Below are 17,928 nucleotides of genomic sequence, written 5' to 3'. Positions count from 1 at the left end.
CCTTTCCAGGTAAGTTTTTTACCTAGACTTTTCCACAGCATTTCTTATGTTTTTTACCACTACCACATGGACACGGATCATTGCGACCAACTTTCGGAGTAGCACGTTTTATTGTCTGTACTGCCGTAGCGCTAGCGGCCACTTGCGCTTGTTCATACGCTTCACGATCAACGTTACCACCACCAAAATCAACACCAAGCTCATCATGGTTAAATTGCGAAGGATTCCAAATATCTCCTAATTGCTCCATGTCAGGTTCTTCAATTTCCAATTTGAATATAAATTCACAAACATCTTCCTGAACAGCAACAATCATCTTGTCAAAATACTCGTACCCTTTGCGTTTATAAGCTACCTTAGGATCTACCTGAGCATAGGCTTCATAATTGATACTAGAACGAAGAACATCCATCGCGTATAGGTGATCTTTCCACCTTGAGTCTATGGTATCTAAGAGAATATATTTCTCTAGGTTATCCATCATTTCTTTGCCCAACTGTTTTTCGCGTTGGTCGTATTTTTTGCTCAAGATGTCGAGTATCTTTTGACACGTTTCATCAATTTTTCTAGAAGCAATATCACTTGGCTTTACTTCGGTGTTAAATTTGCGCTTTACCCATTCGCAGAGTTCCACAAAATCTTCTTCATTTCCCGTGAGCCTTTCCGGCAGAGTCGAATACACTGTATCTTCAACGCGCTCTTCCATCATGGTCCACACCATCTCGCGAAGGTCTACGCCTTTGAGTACTTTTAGTCGCTTGTCATATACAATCTTACGTTGCTCGTCCATCACCTTATCATAATCGAGTAGCGACTTACGCATTTCAAAGTGAAAGCCTTCCACTTTTTTCTGTGCTTTTTCAATACCACGGTTGATCATTCCATGCTGGATATCTTGACCATCCTGCATACCGAGTTTCTGCATCATTTTAATCATTGTCGGTGGAGCAAATTTTCGCATTAGTGCATCTTCAAACGACAAGAAAAATCTTGAACTCCCTGGATCTCCTTGACGCCCAGAACGTCCACGTAACTGGTTATCAATACGTCGCGAATCATGGCGCTCTGTACCGATAATATGTAGTCCGTTTAGTTCAGAGACTTTTGTACACAGACGCAAGTCTGGTAAGGCCAATTCATCCCATGTTTCACGCAACTCTTTTTGCAATTCATCCAGAGGCGCGTCATCGTCGCGTTTTAGGTAAACTTTCGCCCAGTGACGGGTAATTTTTTCTTCAAATTTATCATCATTTACCGTCAAACGCTTTGGAGCAAGGCCATTTCTCTTCCAATGCTCTAAGAGCTCTTCATGAGTAAACGTCCCTAGTACGATGTCCGTTCCACGACCGGCCATGTTCGTCGCAATCGTCACACTGCCGAGTTGACCTGCGTTGGTGATAATATGCGCTTCTTTTTCGTGGTGCTTTGCGTTGAGTACTTGGTGAGGAATGTTCCGTGCTTGTAGTACCGCAGAAAGTTCTTCTGATTTTTCGATGGAAATGGTACCGATCAACATCGGGCGTCCAACGCTGTGATATTTCATTACTTCGCGAATAATCGCTCCAAATTTTTCTCTTTCCGTACCATAAATCACATCATCATGTGAAATACGTGCCAATGGTCGGTTTGTCGGAATAGCAAAAACTTCCAATTCGTATATCTTGTGAAATTCCATCGCCTCGGTCATCGCTGTACCGGTCATTCCCGCCAGCTTGTTAAACAAACGAAAATAATTTTGTAGAGTAACCGTTGCCAACGTTTGGTTTTCTTCGCGTAACTTCAACCCTTCTTTTGCTTCGATGGCTTGGTGCAGACCATCGCTCCAACGTCTTCCGGGCTGTGGGCGCCCTGTATTTTCATCAATGATAACAATCTCACCTTTTTGTTTGATGTACTCGACATCGTGTTTGAAAAAGTGTAGTGCCCGCAAGGCTTGAGTAATATGGTGCGGCCAATCCATATTCTTGCCTTTGTAAAAAGAGTCGACACCAACTAGTTTTTCGGCTTTTTCGATACCTTCATCGGTAAGCAGTGCCAGTTGCTCTTTTTCTTTTAGCTCAAAATCTTCACCTTCTTTAAGTTGTTTAACAACTTTTGCCGCTTTGTAATATTTTTCGCTGGATTCTTCCGCAGGACCGGAAATAATAAGTGGCGTACGTGCGTCGTCAATCAAAACAGAGTCGACCTCGTCGATAATCGCGAAGTTTAATATACCTTGACTTCTGTCTTGCATCGACATTTTCATATTGTCGCGCAGGTAGTCAAATCCAAATTCATTGTTTGTTCCATAGGTTATATCACACCCATATTGTTTCTGACGTTCCTTTGGACCCATGTACGACTGAATGCAACCCACCGTTAGTCCCAAAAATTCATAAACCGTACTCATCCAATCACGGTCACGCTTTGCAAGATAATCGTTTACGGTAACAACGTAAACTCCCTTACCAGAGAGAGCATTCAAATATGCAGGAGAAGTCGCCACCAATGTTTTCCCTTCCCCCGTTACCATTTCTGCGATTTTTCCACGGTGAAGAATAATACCGCCAATTAACTGTACATCGTAGTGACGCATTCCCAGGGTGCGACGCGCACCTTCTCTTACTGTAGCAAAAGCTTCCGGAAGGATGTCGTCCAGGCTTTGGCCTTTTGCCAAACGCTCTTTAAATTCACTTGTTTTTCCGCGCAGCTCGTGATCACTTAATGTCATCCACTCTTTCTCTAGCGCATTGACTTTATTTACAACAGGAATAACATCTTTTACAACATAGCGCTCATTGTAAGATCCGAAAACACTTTGTATTCCTTTTCCTAATTTTTCGACAAAAGACATAGCTTCTTCCTTATTCTATTGCTGCTAAAACCTATAAATATTTTTATATCAAGAACCACATTCGCTGCGGTTTGTGCCTAAATTTTGCTTGTTTATCAGAAAAAAACTGTTAGGATTTTTTTATTGTATGAAAATCTACCATATACTTCAACCTCTAGGTTTTGGCATGCATAAATACATATTTATTTTTTTTTGCATTTGTAATATATATACGCAAGTTCAAGTTGATCCGTTGTATTCAAATTATTATCGACCAGGAATGTGGTGGCCTGTGCGTTTTATCGCAAAAAACAAAACGCCTCTCAAGGTTTCTGTTGGCAATTTCAATATTGACTTCCCACAAGCGAAAACACAACACATTGGTTACTCTCTTGTGGACAAGCCACTCCTGTACATAAAGGCTGCGCAAACCAAAAAACATATTTCACTACGCGCGTTGCAAAAAACGCAACAACTTGTAGGCATTTACACAGACACCCATTTTATTGCACCACCATCACATAAAAATTTTCATTACGTACGTCTCAAATGGCTTCCTGATCTATGGGAAGGACTTACACCACTCAACTGTTTATTTGTAAATTGCGAGTTAACATCTACCCAACAACAAATGGTTAAAAAATGGGTCGCGGCAGGCGGTTATCTATTTGTAAAAGCAAATTTTATGCCTGAAATAAATTCGACTTTACAAAATACCGCAAAATACGGCTTAGGACAAATTCATTTCCTACGTGAATTCTCTCCCTCTCACATAAAAAATTTTACACAGAAAAGCAATCATTTCATCGCTAAGGCGCAATCGTTAAAAACTATTCCTACATTCTCTTTACAGTTGTGGTCAAATAACTTTTATCTGTACATAGTATTGTTTTGTTCCCTACATATTGTTGTGATATTTTTACTCAAACGTGTCAAAAAAATATGTTATTCATGTCCATTTTGACAATACTAAACACTTTAGTAATTACCTTTTGGCTAAGTAAATATCACTTAGTTCACTATCATGTGACACAATTGCGCGAATGTACCTCTAACAACCCAAATGTTTTCACAACGACAGTCCACAGTTTTATGTCCCCAAAGAATATTGAACTACAACAAAAATTTACGCAACTCCCCATGCCTTTACTTGTAAAACATCCCCAATTTTTGACAAGAAAAGATAATTCGTGGTTTATTACAATTACGAATACACGGCACTACGTTTGTCAAACTTTTCATGTAGAGGAGTACATTGGAAGTGTCGCGTATGATCAGAGTAAATTTATCAATGATAGTGAAAAAGACTGGTTAAATCTTTATTTTCGCGACCAAGACAATAACGTGTTTCTCGGTGATTGCCTAAGTGGAAACTCGGTGGTTCTTTCACAAGGAAAGCAGGCCAAACAACATGATTTCCCCACATTGCTATTGGGTGACCGTGTCATATACAGCTTGCACAAAAAAAACGCGCAAACGATGTCCCATTTCGCTTTTTTTGAAGAATATGAAATTCATTATATCAATGTGGACTAAACAGAGGAGTTTAAAATGAAACAGCAAGGTAACACACGCAAAAAAATGACATGGATAGTGAAATCTATTGTACTTGTTTTCATTTTATGCAGTCTCGCTGTTGCGATATTCTCCGCAATATATCTAAAAGCATGTAGTGACTTGCGCAAACACTATGGTGATAACTACCGCATATGTGCTTTTTCTTTCCACGATTATTTTTCTATTTATATTGCTGTTGGTCAACAAAAATACACATTAGTTGTGTGGCGTACAAAAGATTGGGAAATATCAAAGCTAACTGTAGAAGACCTACCATATTTTCGTAGTGCTCCCGAGCGAACGTTTATCAATTTAAGTTGGCACAATCTTTCACAAGTCCCCCAACCACTCAACAATGTTAACAAGATGTCTGCGTTGGATCTATCAAACAACAACTTGACAGAAATTCCGCCCCAAGTGAACAACCTACAGCAACTGGAGACTCTAGACCTAACAGGTAACCAAATTTCCTCTCTCGCCGCAAACTTTTGTTTATCAAACTTAACGACAGCAAAACTTTCCCATAACTATTTGCAAAAAATACCACACAGTTTCTGTTACCAACAGAAATTACAATACCTAAATTTGCAACACAATGCACTCACTTCATTACCCAAAGACCTAGGCGCGTTAGAAAAATTGACACACTTGTTTCTCACCAACAATAATTTGCAGTTCCTTCCCCAAAGTTTTTCCAAACTCACACAGCTACAAGAATTAACCCTCAAGGATAATCGACTACAGAAACTACCGAACATAAACACGCTTAGAAATATTAAAAGCATTGATATTCAAGGAAATGAGCTAGTCGCTTTACCGGAAAATTTGCGAGGAATGAGTAACCTAAGTCGTTTGGATGCAGCAGAAAACAGCCTAAAATCATTGCCTGTTGATTTCGGTTTTTTATCAAATCTACAGACTTTAAATATATATAAAAATCAATTGTGCGCTTTACCACCACAGTTTGGCAACTTACAAAATTTACGCGAAATCGATTTATCCACAAATTTTTTAGTCGCTTTACCAAAAGAATTTGGCAACCTAAAAAACCTTTATCGACTAAATTTGGCCGACAATCAGTTGGAAAATTTACCTGGCGAATTTGGCTCACTACAAAAGTTAACAATCCTAGACTTAAGTAATAACAAACTGCAATCGCTCCCCCCACAATTTGGCAACTTATCTTCTTTGGAAATTTTGAGTTTAGACAACAACAAACTCCAATCCTTGCCACAGGAAATAAAAAATCTACGTAAACTTTCACAAATTTATTTGATAAACAATAACTTCCCACCACACGAAAAACTCAAAGTGCGCAAGTGGCTACCCAACTGTAAGGTAGTATTTACTCCTAAGGATATGAAATAAATTTTAGGTAACAATTGTACAACATCTTGCTGTTGAAGTAGTTTGATTTTAATAAAACAATAGCTTGCTGTTGGACACAGTAATCCCTGACTTGATCACATATCTGTCAAGCTAAGATGTAAAATATTTCTAAATAAAGACTTACAAAACCGTGTCATTCCTGGCTTGACCAGGAATCCACAAAACAAAGTTAAATTGTATGCGCCTGGATCCCTGATCAAGTCAGGGATGACACTGGTAAGGTAGTTTTTTAGTTTTAGAGAAAAAATGTAGTTCTTTTATTTGTAGTACTTTATGTCTTAGCTTGACAGCCATGCGCTTTCGCGGGAATGACATGGATTCGTAAGTCTTTCATTGAATAACACTTACTTCTTAAGTCAATGGCATTTATGGTCACGGTGACGATTACGGTTACGATGAAAAAACTAGCACCACACGGTTTCACGAAATAGCCAATTGCGATTGTCTTGGTTGTCCCATACTTCTTTTTCGTTGGTAAATGCCAATTCAATCTGTTCGGTTTTGTGTACTTTGTCAACCATGATCATCCAGTTATTCCCACAACGTAGCATTTTTTTTAAAACGTGCGAATTCCATTCATCTGTGGTAAACATACAATATACCTGTTGTGAGTTCTTTAAAAAGCCATTGTAGTAAACGGCTATTTCGTTTTCCGAAAAGGGGAACAGCGTGACAGGTTTATAGAAAAAGCTTCTTCGCATAATCACTGGACGTATATAAATATCTAAATTTACGTAGCCTACACGTAAATTATTTTTATAAATGTATACTTGCTTGTAGTCGAAAAGCGGTAGGGTCAGGGAGCGTGAAAAGGTGAGAATACTTTTGCCCAGCACTTTCATTTTTTCAAAGGAAGTATTTGCGGTAACCAATGTTCCTTCTGGAACTTGTAGAAAATACAGCGTTACCTGTAAGAACTCTCCCACATAGTTGCTGAAAAGGATGTCGTCCATAATAGGATGCCATTTTTTGTTGGAGCGTTGAAGATTGTACAGACAACTTTCGCTTATGTTATCGGGAGAGTGCAGTAGGGGAAAACGACTTTTTGCAATGATGGCTGGGGGTTCATTGTTATTTTGTAGAAATAGATTTTTGCAATGTATTTCTACATATTTACTTAGATTCATTTTTGGGCATTTTTTTTAATGAGAATGTAACGGTAATCGCCGTTCCAACTTTGGGAAGTACATCACTATTCGCATAAAAAACTGTGTCATCTGCACGCTCAGGCAATGGATTGTTCACTATGGCATCGGGATCATAAAAAGTCGCAATAAGTACACCACTGATGTTTGCCATGTAAATACTTTTACCACTTTTTTGATCTTTGTTAAAACGACTTCCTGTAAACACCCATTTACATAATGCCATGGGCTTTTTGGTTCGTTCGTTTTTTACTAATTCTTCGGCACGAAGTAGTTGGCGTTTTTTTCCTTCTTTCCACGAAACGTAGATATACATTTCATCACCGTATATAGGATCGGCATCGCCCTGTTTTTTTCCTCCACCACCTGTTTCTAAACCAAGAAGTAGCAAAGCAGTGTGTAAAAGTGACGGATTGCAATAGAGTTTAAGAACACTTTCGTGTTCTTTTCCACCTGGAGCCGTTGCCAACAATTCCACAAGCCCTTTGTTCATATTAACCACACCATCTATTTCAATGGTTTTTTGTTGTAAATTAACCTTAATGCCTTTTAGGTTAATAATAGGAGAGTCGGCTTTTTGTGCAAAACACCACGAGATCAAAACAATGGTAATAAAAAAAATGCGTTTCATGCCTAACCTTTCATTACATAGCTAACCAAATCACGCCATTTTTTCACTTCTTCGTCTCCAGGAGAAAGAATGGACAAACGTCGGCACGACTGCATCACTTCGCCAAGATCTCCTTTTTCTAAATTGAAGATCGCATATTTCTTATAAAAATTAATGGCTAGGTCATTCTTATTTTGTCGTTCACAAAGTTTTGCCATATCCAAAAATGCCGAAGGGTCATGTTCGGGGGCTAGTTCTACAATGTGAAAGAGTGCTGTAAGGGCATCGTGATAGTTATTGACCGCTTTTGTCATATGGCAAATCAACTTGTATTCTTCAATAGCACTTTCTACATGATTTAATTTATGGAGAAGCTCGGCTCTTTTTTGACGTATTTCTAGATCAAAAGGATTCATGGTGAGTACTTCGTTAAAAGCTTCGAGGGCCTCTTCTTGTAAACGACGTGCGTCATCGGCCTTACCTGCCATTTCTTGTTTTGACGCTTCGTTTAAGCAAATTTCCCCCGTATGAATAAAGTCACGCGCCGCATCATCGAATAAATTCAATCGTTTGTAAATATGCGCCAGTTTTTTCAAGTATGATCTATTCTGTGGCTCAATTTCAACCAGTTTTTGCAAAATAGACAATAATTCTTCTGGATTATTGGCATTTTCTAAAAAGCTCAATAGGTCAACAAGAACCTCTTTAGCTTTATCGTATTCCTTTTTGAAAATGTAGGTATCCGCTAACCACTCACGCGCAGACAGGTTTGTTGGTTCAAATTCAATAATTTTTTCGCAAATGTTAATAAGGTATGTATAGGTGAAAGGATTATCGGAAAAGCCGGCGTCTGTTAAAATATCTCCCAGATGCTTATATTCAGCAATTCCCTTGTCGTGTTGCCCCATGATAAGATATGTATCGGCAAGCTTAATACGCGCTTCGATATTGGCATAATCTAATTCTAGTATTTTGTGATAGGCATCAATGGTATCTTGATACAAACCACGGCTTTTGTATAAATTGGCTACGGTTGTATAAGTGAACATGGCATCGACTGTTTCGCTAAGATCACAATACAGTTTCGCCATCTTCTCTAGAACTTCTGGACTAAGAGGATTATGCTGGTAAGCGTTTTCTAACGCCAATATTGCTCTACGCTTATCAATAATAGATAACTTATCCGAGTAAGTAATCGAAGCTTTGGCTCCATCTTGAAAGTTACCTTTTTTAAACAAAGCATCTATATACTTTTCGTGAGCATCCATGTCATCTTGAAAAACATCGAGTACTTCTTTATATGCTCTTATAGCACCATCATATTGCTCAAGTTCAACGTATTGTTCACCTAATTGTTTGTACTTTCGAACGGCTTTATTGATTAAATCTCCCTGCTGGTAAGCTTCGGCAAGCCATGTAATGGTTTCAATACTATTGTCGCCCAACTCTTCTGCGCGTTCATAGAGTTTTATTCGTTTGAACAAGTCATCGCTAAATTCATCAAGAGAAGCGAGTTCTTTTAATTCCTCTGCGGTACGTAGTGCAATGTATCCTGCTTCGTAAAGCTGTGCAAAAATTTCCCAGGCATGAAATTCAGAAATTCGACAATCTTTGATAATTTCATCAAAATCGTGCACACTGTCTAAAAGAGAAAGAATATGCATAATTTCTGCGGTCAAGTTGTCATCGTATATATCTTCCGATATATAGGCTACATCTTTTCCGGAAGGCAATATTCCGGTAATTTTTTTCCATTCATCAGAGCGTCGTGCGGCTTCCATAAGCAGAAAGTCAACTTCGATGGCGATGGGAAGTGCCAAAAGTTCTTCAGGAAATTTTTCGTGATCTATGTCATCTATTAGCTCTATTTGTAGATCTTCCCACAAAAATAGATCGTATATTTCCTCCGATATTTGGAATCCGCAAACATCGACAATAAAGTTGTCGTCTGCTCCAATTTCTCTTAAGACCGTAGTCAAATGTTTTCCGCTAGAGAGCTGTTCTTGGAATGCAGAGGATAAAGTTTCATCATCAACTAGATTAAAGGCTCTTTGTAGACCTTCTGCAAGCACACTGGAACGGTTGGGAGATGTAACGAGTTTAATGAGACCTTCTTTAAAATAAACATATTTTTCTTTATCATGGTCATTGGAATATGCATACAAAATTGTTGTGCGCCTGTTGTTTTGTAAGTCTTGTAAAACACCAGAGAGGCCAATAATTTCTATACCAACTTTTTTACTGCCTTCACTCATAATGTGATCCTGAGCTTAATGTAGTTTATCGAAACAGAAAGAGGGGAGGTCCTCACCTAAGTTAATATTATAAAACGATGCGCTTACACAGTCAAGAACAGAAGGGCTTTGTAAATTTATTTTTATGTTATTATTAAAGAATTTCCTTTCATTGAGTTGCAATAAAAGGATTGTATCGTTTTTTTCAAAAAAAAATTTTCTTTAGACAAAAACTCCACATTGTGAAGTCTATAGGGCAAACACTCATTTTATTTTAGGAGACTTCACATGAAAAACATGAAAAACAATTTTCTTTCTATCGCAGCATTAATAATTATTATTTTAAGTACAGGCGCCCTTTATATTGTTCGCAATACTACATCTTCAGGGCACTTCACATGGTCAAATATCATACCTTTTGTGGCGATAATTGCCTTGTTTACGTGTATCTATTTCGCAATAAAGCGTTATGGACAACGTTATATTTTGCCGGTTCTACAGTTTACTTTTTCCGCCGGTGTCATTTTTACATGCGTTGTATTGTTTTTTCTTACCGCAGATTCGATTGCGTTTTTTGCTGTAGTAAATATATTTATCGTACTACTTGCCTTTACAACAAAAAACTTCACGTGGATAAAATTTCGCAAAGCAAGTGCCTATATCTTAGTATTCTTCAGTTGCTTCATTTTTTTGACCTTGCATGTGTGGAATATTATAGGGAGTCGCCAATTAAACACCGTTTTAACCCAAATAAAAGATTATGGCTATGCAACATCGACGCAACAAGTAAACCAAATGTATTTAAAATCAGTGGATAGCAAAAACAATGGGGGAGCAATCGTCATCGCCTTGTCGAAAGTTATCGAAGACCGCATGAGTGATTTTTTTATACAAATGAATAAATATGACTACGAGGACGAAAATCAATTATTTTTCACTCATAAAGATATGCAAAAAAATCTACAAAAAATTCTATCGGAATCTAGTAAAGAGTTGTCAATGTTGCAACATGCATTGTCTTATCCGCAGCTCATCATCCCACTAGAGTTTCAAGAACCAGTGTACTCCATGCCACTCCCACACATATCCGCTTTATCGACAATAACAAAGATGCTCAAATATAAATTTTCATACGAAATACACAAAAAACAACGTCAGCAAGCAATTGAGACACTAAAAAACATTTTTAAAGTAAGTGATATGTTCAAGTTCGAGCCAATACTTATTTCGCAACTAGTTAGATATGCCATTGAAAAAAGAACCCTTATGGCCATAGGTCATGCCTTAAATTATGAAGACGACGCGCAAACGATACAGCAATTTATCGAAATTGTAAAACCAAGATGCGAGCACTCCCCTTCGAACTTTGAGGGAGAACTATTGTTATTGTGTAGTATATTCTCGGTAACAGAGAAGGAAACGATTTTCGATTTTGAAGATACATCCGCTCTGGACATACCATTCGTAAATTTTCTTCCGCGTGGATTTTTAAAACAAGACATTGCTTACGGCTTAAAATGTATTTTAAATAATGTTTCATTGAACAAAAAAGGAGAAAAAGCGATACGGCTTTCTTTTGGTCAAAAAGAAAAAAGTAACAACTGGTATCCAATTTCCATGATGACAACGCCTTATTTCAGTGGTATAAACAAAAAAGACCTCAATTGCCTTGCCGTAGCGCGCTGTGTTTTTACAGCTCTGCATTTACGTTTGCAGCAACTCAAGTCACAACAAGTTGACTTCACTGCAATTCAAAAGAAGTACCCTTTGCATACAACAGATCCATTTACGGGAAAAAGTTTACTCAACACAAATACCGATAACGGATACGTGATTTACTCTGTGGGAGAAGACTTAAAAAATGGTGGCGGGATTATCACAAAGCGAGTAGATACGGGGATTTTATTACGAAAAGAGAAATAAGTGGCAAAGTCGACAAAAGAACTGTGGATGGAAAATGTTTTTGATGATTTTGGTGGACTCATACTCAACTACATAAAAACAATTGTAGGTGATGCACATCAAGCGGAAGACGTTATGCAAAACGTATTTATCAAATTGTGGAAAACCGAAATAGAGACATTGAGTAATGTGAAGGCCTATGTCATTACCGCTGCACGCAACGAAGCGTTAACCTACATACGCAAACGTAACAAAACGCATTTGCGCCCCATCGCCAAAGAGTGCCAACTTTTCTCTCGCGAAGAAAATACTCTGCGCAAAATGTGTATCGAGGAGGCTCTTTTAGAGCTTCCTCAAGAACAACGCGAAATTGTTTTTTTAAAAATCTACGCACAGTTGACATTTCAAAAAATAGCGGATACTCTAAATATACCGCTAAATACTGCCAGCAGCCGCTATCGCTATGCCATGGAGAAACTGTCACAAATTTTGGGAGAAAAAAACCATGAGTGAACCGCAATGGAAAAAACTCGAACAAGAAATGTTGGGGTTTCAATTACAAAAGCCCGCACTCGATTTAAAGCAAAAGTGCCTTACAACACCACCGGCCCCAGGAACATTTTTCTCGTGGCCATTGTTAGCCGCCGCTGCCGCGTTGATTATTGTTGCTTCGTGGAGTTCATACGAAAACTTTGCCCAACAAAAAAACTTCAATAACAACGATACTACGTCTGTCAGTCACCTTTTGAAGAATCGGTTAGACACCAACACATTACCAAGATACAAAAAATTTAGTACGACGTTTGTAAAAGATAACAACACTTACACAATTGGTGGGAGTCGCGCTAAGTGGTTACAATAAGTCGACAATACGATCCGCATGACTATAAACATTAAATCTATTCTCGCGGGTAAACCCAATAAGTGTAATGCCACTTTCATTGGCTAGGCGCACTGCTAAACTAGAAGGTGCGCCAACAGCGACAAAAACGGGTATGCCCGCCATCGCACTTTTTTGAATCAATTCGAAACTAGCGCGTCCACTGGCGACAACAACACACTCACTCAGCGGCAAGTTGCACTTTATTAAAGACGCACCGTACAACTTATCAAAGGCATTATGTCTTCCCACATCTTCCTTGATATCCAAAAGTAATGCCTTGCAATCGAATAACCCCGCAGCATGCAACCCTCCGGTGTGTTTAAAATTTTGCTGCGCTGCGTATAATTTTCCTGGTAGGCCACAGATCAAACTACTGTGCATTTGCAGAGGTGATGTTTTCGTTTGTGCAAGAAAAGTACTTTCGGTTACAAGATGTTCGATTGCCGCCTTTCCACAAACACCACAACTTGAAGTCATATAGAAATTTCGTTGATGAATATTTACCTTTACGTTTTGTTTTAGTTTAACGTAAACAATGTTGCGCTGTGTATTTTTTTGGCAATGATAAATACTATGCACCTGCGAAAATTTTTGGATAATTCCTTCACTGAATAAAAATCCAAGTGCCAATTCAAAATCATCCCCAGGGGTGCGCATAGTCACCGCAATACTTTCCCATTCGCGTTCTTCGCGATTTCCATACTCTAAACGAATTTCTAACGGCTCTTCGACAGCGACAACATCAAGTTTTTTTTGGACATTATCTTTATTGTATTTTACAATTTCGACGGAATGAACGGACATGACGACCTCAAAACTTTGTGCGTAAAATCTCACCGAGTTTCGCAAAATTATCGACGACAAAATCGGCGTCTTGTAATTCTTCTACTTTACCAAAACCTTTTGTAAATGCGACGCTTGGTACACCGGCATTTTTCGCTACTTTAATATCCACTTTACTATCACCAATCATGACTGTTTTTTCATTGGTGTATTTTTCGATCAAATACAAAAGCGTTTGTGGATTTGGCTTGAGTTTTTCAGGTTCTTTTCCTCCGACCACTTCGCAAAAATAATTCTCTATTTGCAAATACTTGAGTAATTTATCTGCCATCTCTTGAGGTTTATTCGTTAGAACCGCGCAATGATGATCTCGCAGCGAATCCAAAACTTCCACAACACCAGGATAAAGCTGCGTACATTTTTCTACATTTTCGTAATAGTACGCAAAAAGTATGTCCCATGCCCGGGAGTATGTATCTGGGGTGTTGGCTCCATGGTAATCTAAACAGCGCTCAAGGAGTCTCTTTGAACCGTCTCCCACAAACGAAGCAATGATAGCTACGGATATTTCAGGAAGACCAATTGCTTTCATCGTATGGTTCGCTGCAAGTGCGATGTTTTCCTTGGTGTCTACGAGTGTTCCATCTAAATCAAATACAAATAACTTCATCTAGTCTTTCCTCAAAATTTGCTTTCAACAATAATAACACGATCTATACCAGCGTGATCTTTGATAACATCTTTAAACTGTAATTCTTTGGGGATCATCGCTTTTATTTGCGGAAACTGCAAATACCCCATTTCCATAATGAGTTCTCCCCCCGGTTTCAAATAACCATACGCTGCCTCTAAAATAGTGCGATAAAAATACAACCCATCTTCCTCTGCGGTAAGAGCCATTTGTGGTTCGTATTTTAGTTCTGGGCATAAATTTTCATAGTCGTGAAACGCTATATACGGAGGATTACTGACAATCACATCAAATTGTTGGTGTGCGTCAAAAGGCTGCAACATATCACCATTTACCAAACGAATGCGTTCGTATACCCCATTTACAATAGCATTTTCTTTCGCCTTTTGTAATGCGGCAAAAGACAAATCACTGGCCACAAAAAAGGCCTGTGGTAGGTAGTGCAGAATACTAATAGCAATACAACCGCTCCCGGTGGCCAAATCAAGACCGCAAATCTCTTGTCTCTGGTATGTTTCCATAACATATTCGACAATCAGTTCGGTTTCAGGACGTGGAATCAATACATTTTCATCTACAGCAAAAGACAAAGACATAAAGTTTTTACATTGTAATATGTAAGAAATGGGTATGCGTTGCTGTCTTTTTTCTAAAAGAGTCTGCAAAAGACAATCTTCCTTTAATGTCATCTTTTTTTCGGGAAAGGTGTACAGAAAAGAAGTATTCTCTTGCAAACAGTGCTCGACGAGCATTTGCGACTCAATACCCCGGTCGTCACTAAAGTAAAGATTCAAGTTACTCCACAAAACCGCAGCACGCACAGATAAAGTATCATTATCTGTTATACACGGCTGGCGCATGATGGTATAATTTTCAAACGTAACCGCGGAAGGACTTTCCTTGCTATTTTGTAGCACCAAAAATCCTCCTGGACGCACCAAGGCAAAATAATTTTCGGAAAACTCTGGCGCCAAAATAGCATCAAAGGACTTTTTTTTGTAGCAGTGAACGTCTTCAAGTGTCAAACTTATACATGGAGCCTCTATATGCGAAGAAAAACTTCCAATGTGTGGTTTTTTTTCGGGGTATAGCAGGCGAATAATTGTTGTTATTATTTTCATAAAGATTACAGGAGAATGTAATGAGAGTACTCAATATTGTGTTGGTGATTACTATATGCTTAGGGCTATGTGGGTGCCCATCGGTTCCACATGATGGTCCTTACTATCCTTATGAACCCACTCCAGGTAGCTCACATAAGCTTCAAGGTGTTAAGGTCGCCTTTGTTGCAGACTACGATTCCATGGGACAACACGAACCAAATAGCGATGTCATGTTCGCAACAATCCAAGATCGACTAGGGGAATATCTTACAATAGTCACCAACCCAAATCAAGCGAATGCTTTAATCTATTTGTGGTTAAAAACTTCAAGGCGCTATGACCCTGCTGGTGGTGTAAGTTGTTGGTACGCAAACGTGGGAACACGTGCCGTTCGAAAAGAAACGGGACAACAGTATTGGCGTTTTCAACTCGCTTCCGGAGAGAGATATAGAGAGAGCTATATTGGTTTTGGTTGCGAAAACGAAATAACTGTTGATCCGCAGAAAATAAGTGTTGAAGAAGTTTCGCGAAAAGTTGCTGACAAAATCATAGAAGAAATACACACGGGTAACGCCATTCCCAACACCAATGAATATGAAATTAAATTTATTTACAATACCCGTGAACAAAAAACAAAATTCCGCGATACGATAAAAGATTTGGAAGGTACACTAAATATAGCTCCTGGTGGGGCCGAATCTCCTGGATATTTGGTATACCAAGTCACCAATGTACGCAGTGGCTTATCGCAAGCCGACATCATTAGTATCATTCAAGAAAGAGCTGAATTCAATGAGTTGTTAATTGAATGTGTTAACTCCTCTCCTGGGGTATTGTTGTTCGAAAGCCAAGGTGGGTTTATTGACGAAGATTATTAAAAATTACAGGCGGGCACAATGTCCGCCTTGTAATTTTCAACCACATAATATTTCGTAAAAAACATACACCTTGATTAAGGTAACCATTTGCTTTCGTATTGATAGTTCGCAAAAATATGGACAAATGTTACACTTGTACTACTTATTCCGTCACTAATAAAATCATTTTACGCTTATAAAGTTGCAAACAAATTTTTTCGCAGTACAATTAAATGTTAGTATTTTTTATTGTATATAAAGGCTCTTTTAAATGAACAGTAACACAAACAACCCACATCGACGTAATCGCACGCAGTTTGTCATTGGTCATGTGATTGTGATATGTTGGGCAATCGCATTTCTCGCACCGTTCATACTTTTCTTAATACCGATGTGTACTCCAAATACCTTTTTGTATTGCACATTTGTTTTTGCTTTAGCGATTGTAATTGCGTTAATGACTCCGATCACCGTAAATATGAGTGGTCGTCTGCACGATACAGGCATTCCTGGCTATGACATTTTTAAAATTTTCATTCCGTTTTCTGGCATATTTACACGCCTGTGGTCCAAAGGGGATCAAGAAGCAAACGAATTCGGACCACCATCACAGTACAAAATTCCCTCCATTTTTTATTTCCTCAAAATACTTTTCATACAGGGACTTGTATTTTCTATTGGTACTACTATTTGTTTTTGTTTACCACCGTACATCGTATTAACTTCACCTCTACCGATGGAACTCGAACACGGTGCCACTCTTGACGAAGTACAAGATGCTTACAAAAAAGTACGACAAGCCAAGAAAAAAAGGGGAGTCTGTCTCTTAACCACCAAAGAACTAAATGCTCTCATAAACGCAAACGAATCTTTGGCGGAAAAAATACACGTTCATTCCATGAACGCAAGTGCCGCAACCACAGATAAAATTGAATTTGAAGTGGATGTGAACTGCAGGCTAGATTTTGTACTTGAACGTTATTTAACGGCAAGATTAAAGTTGGAAGTAATGAGAAAAACTACGCCAAAAATGCGATTCTATCTCAAAGAAATGATAGGGAAAGAAGGGAAAGAAAGTCCACCGTGGTTGAACAATCAAGATATTACCAAATATGTATATAAATATTCTTCTGAGTTACGACAACTACAAAAAATACTCAATCAATTGGATATTGATTATGATTTGAGTAGTAAACGACTGAAGGTTACATTTTAACATCGTTCACACTTCACGCACATCGTTTACATCGTAAATCTTATATCAAACGATGTTCAAACGATGTGCGTGCAGCATGAGCCTATGGGCTATTGAAACTAAAGCTACATGACAAAACTTACGTTATTTCCATTTTTAACTGATCCAAAAAACTCTGCAAAAACAGACTGCGCTCTTCTGCCATTTTACGACCAGCTGTTGTTTTCATTTGTTCTTTTAGTTTCAACAATTTACAGTAAAAGTGATCTATGGTGTATAAACGATCATTCCCCTGTCGACTTTCACAAAACGGATCGTCCAAAGAATACAAGTCTAAGTTGAGTTGGGCTCCCGTAATCAAGCAACGCGCAAGACCTACTGCCCCTAAGGCATCTATACGATCTGCATCTTGGACAACCTTTGCCTCCAGAGTTTTCGTTTCAATATTTGCCGAAAAGCTGTGTGCGGCAATAGCGTGTTCAATCGCCGGCAAATGTTCGCGGGGATAGTTAATTTCTTCAAGAAACTCTATCGCTTGCTTTGCGGCAATAGAAGATGCCTTTGCACGCTCAGGTGAATTTTTTGGTACAATAACACAGTCGTGCAACCATGCAGCAGGAATAACCACATCAAAATTTGCTTTTTCCTCATTGGCGAGAGTTTTTGCATTGCCAACAACTCTTTGAATGTGTGCTAAATCATGAGCTTTATCTTGTGTTGCGTTTCTCTGTAAATATTGTTGAAATACAGACTCCCAATTTGTCATA

Annotated in this window: 16 protein-coding genes; 8 read left to right on the top strand and 8 right to left on the bottom strand. The window is 38.6% G+C overall.

Translation table 11 applies throughout. The annotated features are described in order from the left end of the window. Positions 1 to 22 precede the first annotated feature (22 nt). Positions 23 to 2,833, bottom strand: a complete 2,811-nt coding sequence (secA, locus tag UABAM_RS17900) for a preprotein translocase subunit SecA (protein ID WP_151969380.1) — start codon at positions 2,831 to 2,833, stop codon at positions 23 to 25. 166 nt (positions 2,834 to 2,999) lie between these two features. Between secA and UABAM_RS17895 the strand changes: the two genes are divergently transcribed. From UABAM_RS17895 to UABAM_RS17885, 3 genes are read left to right on the top strand one after another with little or no spacing between them, the layout of a single operon-like run. Beyond that, positions 3,000 to 3,776, top strand: coding sequence for a hypothetical protein (locus tag UABAM_RS17895; protein ID WP_151969379.1), 777 nt, complete (start codon positions 3,000 to 3,002; stop codon positions 3,774 to 3,776). After that, the gene (locus tag UABAM_RS17890; RefSeq protein ID WP_151969378.1) at positions 3,764 to 4,348 is read left to right on the top strand and encodes a hypothetical protein; all 585 of its coding nucleotides are present in this window, start codon (positions 3,764 to 3,766) and stop codon (positions 4,346 to 4,348) included. The genes UABAM_RS17895 and UABAM_RS17890 overlap by 13 nt, the downstream gene beginning before the upstream one ends. Before the next feature lie 15 nt (positions 4,349 to 4,363). After that, complete coding sequence (locus tag UABAM_RS17885) at positions 4,364 to 5,737, top strand: leucine-rich repeat domain-containing protein (RefSeq protein WP_151969377.1); 1,374 nt, start codon at positions 4,364 to 4,366, stop codon at positions 5,735 to 5,737. 425 nt (positions 5,738 to 6,162) lie between these two features. On the opposite strand, the gene UABAM_RS17880 is transcribed toward UABAM_RS17885, so the two are convergent. The 3 genes from UABAM_RS17880 to UABAM_RS17870 are packed head-to-tail and all read right to left on the bottom strand — an operon-like array spanning position 6,163 to position 9,768. After that, positions 6,163 to 6,885, bottom strand: a complete 723-nt coding sequence (locus tag UABAM_RS17880) for a hypothetical protein (RefSeq protein WP_151969376.1) — start codon at positions 6,883 to 6,885, stop codon at positions 6,163 to 6,165. Further along, the gene (locus tag UABAM_RS17875) at positions 6,872 to 7,534 is read right to left on the bottom strand and encodes a YdjY domain-containing protein (protein WP_151969375.1); all 663 of its coding nucleotides are present in this window, start codon (positions 7,532 to 7,534) and stop codon (positions 6,872 to 6,874) included. Before UABAM_RS17875 ends, UABAM_RS17880 begins: the two co-directional genes overlap by 14 nt. 2 nt (positions 7,535 to 7,536) lie before the next feature. Then, positions 7,537 to 9,768 carry a tetratricopeptide repeat protein gene (locus UABAM_RS17870; protein WP_151969374.1) on the bottom strand — a complete coding sequence of 744 codons (2,232 nt, stop codon included), beginning with the start codon at positions 9,766 to 9,768 and terminating at the stop codon, positions 7,537 to 7,539. A 267-nt stretch (positions 9,769 to 10,035) separates the two neighbouring features. On the opposite strand from UABAM_RS17870, the gene UABAM_RS17865 reads away from it, so the two are divergent. From UABAM_RS17865 to UABAM_RS17855, 3 genes are read left to right on the top strand one after another with little or no spacing between them, the layout of a single operon-like run. Continuing rightward, positions 10,036 to 11,670 (top strand): hypothetical protein, encoded by a 1,635-nt coding sequence (locus tag UABAM_RS17865; protein ID WP_151969373.1) that lies wholly within the window; start codon positions 10,036 to 10,038, stop codon positions 11,668 to 11,670. Continuing rightward, complete coding sequence (locus tag UABAM_RS17860; protein WP_151969372.1) at positions 11,671 to 12,162, top strand: RNA polymerase sigma factor; 492 nt, start codon at positions 11,671 to 11,673, stop codon at positions 12,160 to 12,162. It abuts the gene before it with no gap. Further along, positions 12,155 to 12,511 carry a hypothetical protein gene (locus UABAM_RS17855; protein ID WP_151969371.1) on the top strand — a complete coding sequence of 119 codons (357 nt, stop codon included), beginning with the start codon at positions 12,155 to 12,157 and terminating at the stop codon, positions 12,509 to 12,511. The genes UABAM_RS17860 and UABAM_RS17855 overlap by 8 nt, the downstream gene beginning before the upstream one ends. Here the strand turns inward: UABAM_RS17855 and fdhD are convergent. The 3 genes from fdhD to prmC are packed head-to-tail and all read right to left on the bottom strand — an operon-like array spanning position 12,503 to position 15,127. Continuing rightward, a complete protein-coding gene (gene fdhD, locus UABAM_RS17850) occupies positions 12,503 to 13,369 on the bottom strand; it encodes a formate dehydrogenase accessory sulfurtransferase FdhD (RefSeq protein ID WP_229759272.1) in 867 nt (288 codons plus the stop codon). The two genes, UABAM_RS17855 and fdhD, sit on opposite strands and share 9 nt — an antisense overlap. Continuing rightward, positions 13,344 to 13,985: an HAD family hydrolase gene (locus UABAM_RS17845; protein ID WP_151969370.1), complete on the bottom strand. Its 642-nt coding sequence runs from the start codon at positions 13,983 to 13,985 to the stop codon at positions 13,344 to 13,346. Before UABAM_RS17845 ends, fdhD begins: the two co-directional genes overlap by 26 nt. Positions 13,986 to 13,996: 11 nt before the next feature. After that, a complete protein-coding gene (prmC, locus tag UABAM_RS17840; RefSeq protein WP_151969369.1) occupies positions 13,997 to 15,127 on the bottom strand; it encodes a peptide chain release factor N(5)-glutamine methyltransferase in 1,131 nt (376 codons plus the stop codon). A 20-nt stretch (positions 15,128 to 15,147) separates the two neighbouring features. Between prmC and UABAM_RS17835 the strand changes: the two genes are divergently transcribed. After that, positions 15,148 to 15,987: a hypothetical protein gene (locus tag UABAM_RS17835; RefSeq protein ID WP_151969368.1), complete on the top strand. Its 840-nt coding sequence runs from the start codon at positions 15,148 to 15,150 to the stop codon at positions 15,985 to 15,987. 250 nt (positions 15,988 to 16,237) lie between these two features. Further along, on the top strand, positions 16,238 to 17,182 hold the full coding sequence (locus UABAM_RS17830; protein ID WP_151969367.1) for a DUF805 domain-containing protein: 945 nt from the start codon (positions 16,238 to 16,240) through the stop codon (positions 17,180 to 17,182). Between the two features lie 118 nt (positions 17,183 to 17,300). Here the strand turns inward: UABAM_RS17830 and UABAM_RS17825 are convergent, their stop codons facing one another. Beyond that, positions 17,301 to 17,927 (bottom strand): HD domain-containing protein, encoded by a 627-nt coding sequence (locus UABAM_RS17825; RefSeq protein ID WP_151969366.1) that lies wholly within the window; start codon positions 17,925 to 17,927, stop codon positions 17,301 to 17,303. Between the last annotated feature and the right edge of the window lies 1 nt (position 17,928).

The sequence above is a fragment of the Candidatus Uabimicrobium amorphum genome (assembly GCF_009002475.1).
In the GTDB taxonomy this organism is placed as follows: Bacteria; Planctomycetota; Uabimicrobiia; order Uabimicrobiales; family Uabimicrobiaceae; genus Uabimicrobium; species Uabimicrobium amorphum.
This window is presented reverse-complemented; position numbering and strand designations above follow the sequence as displayed.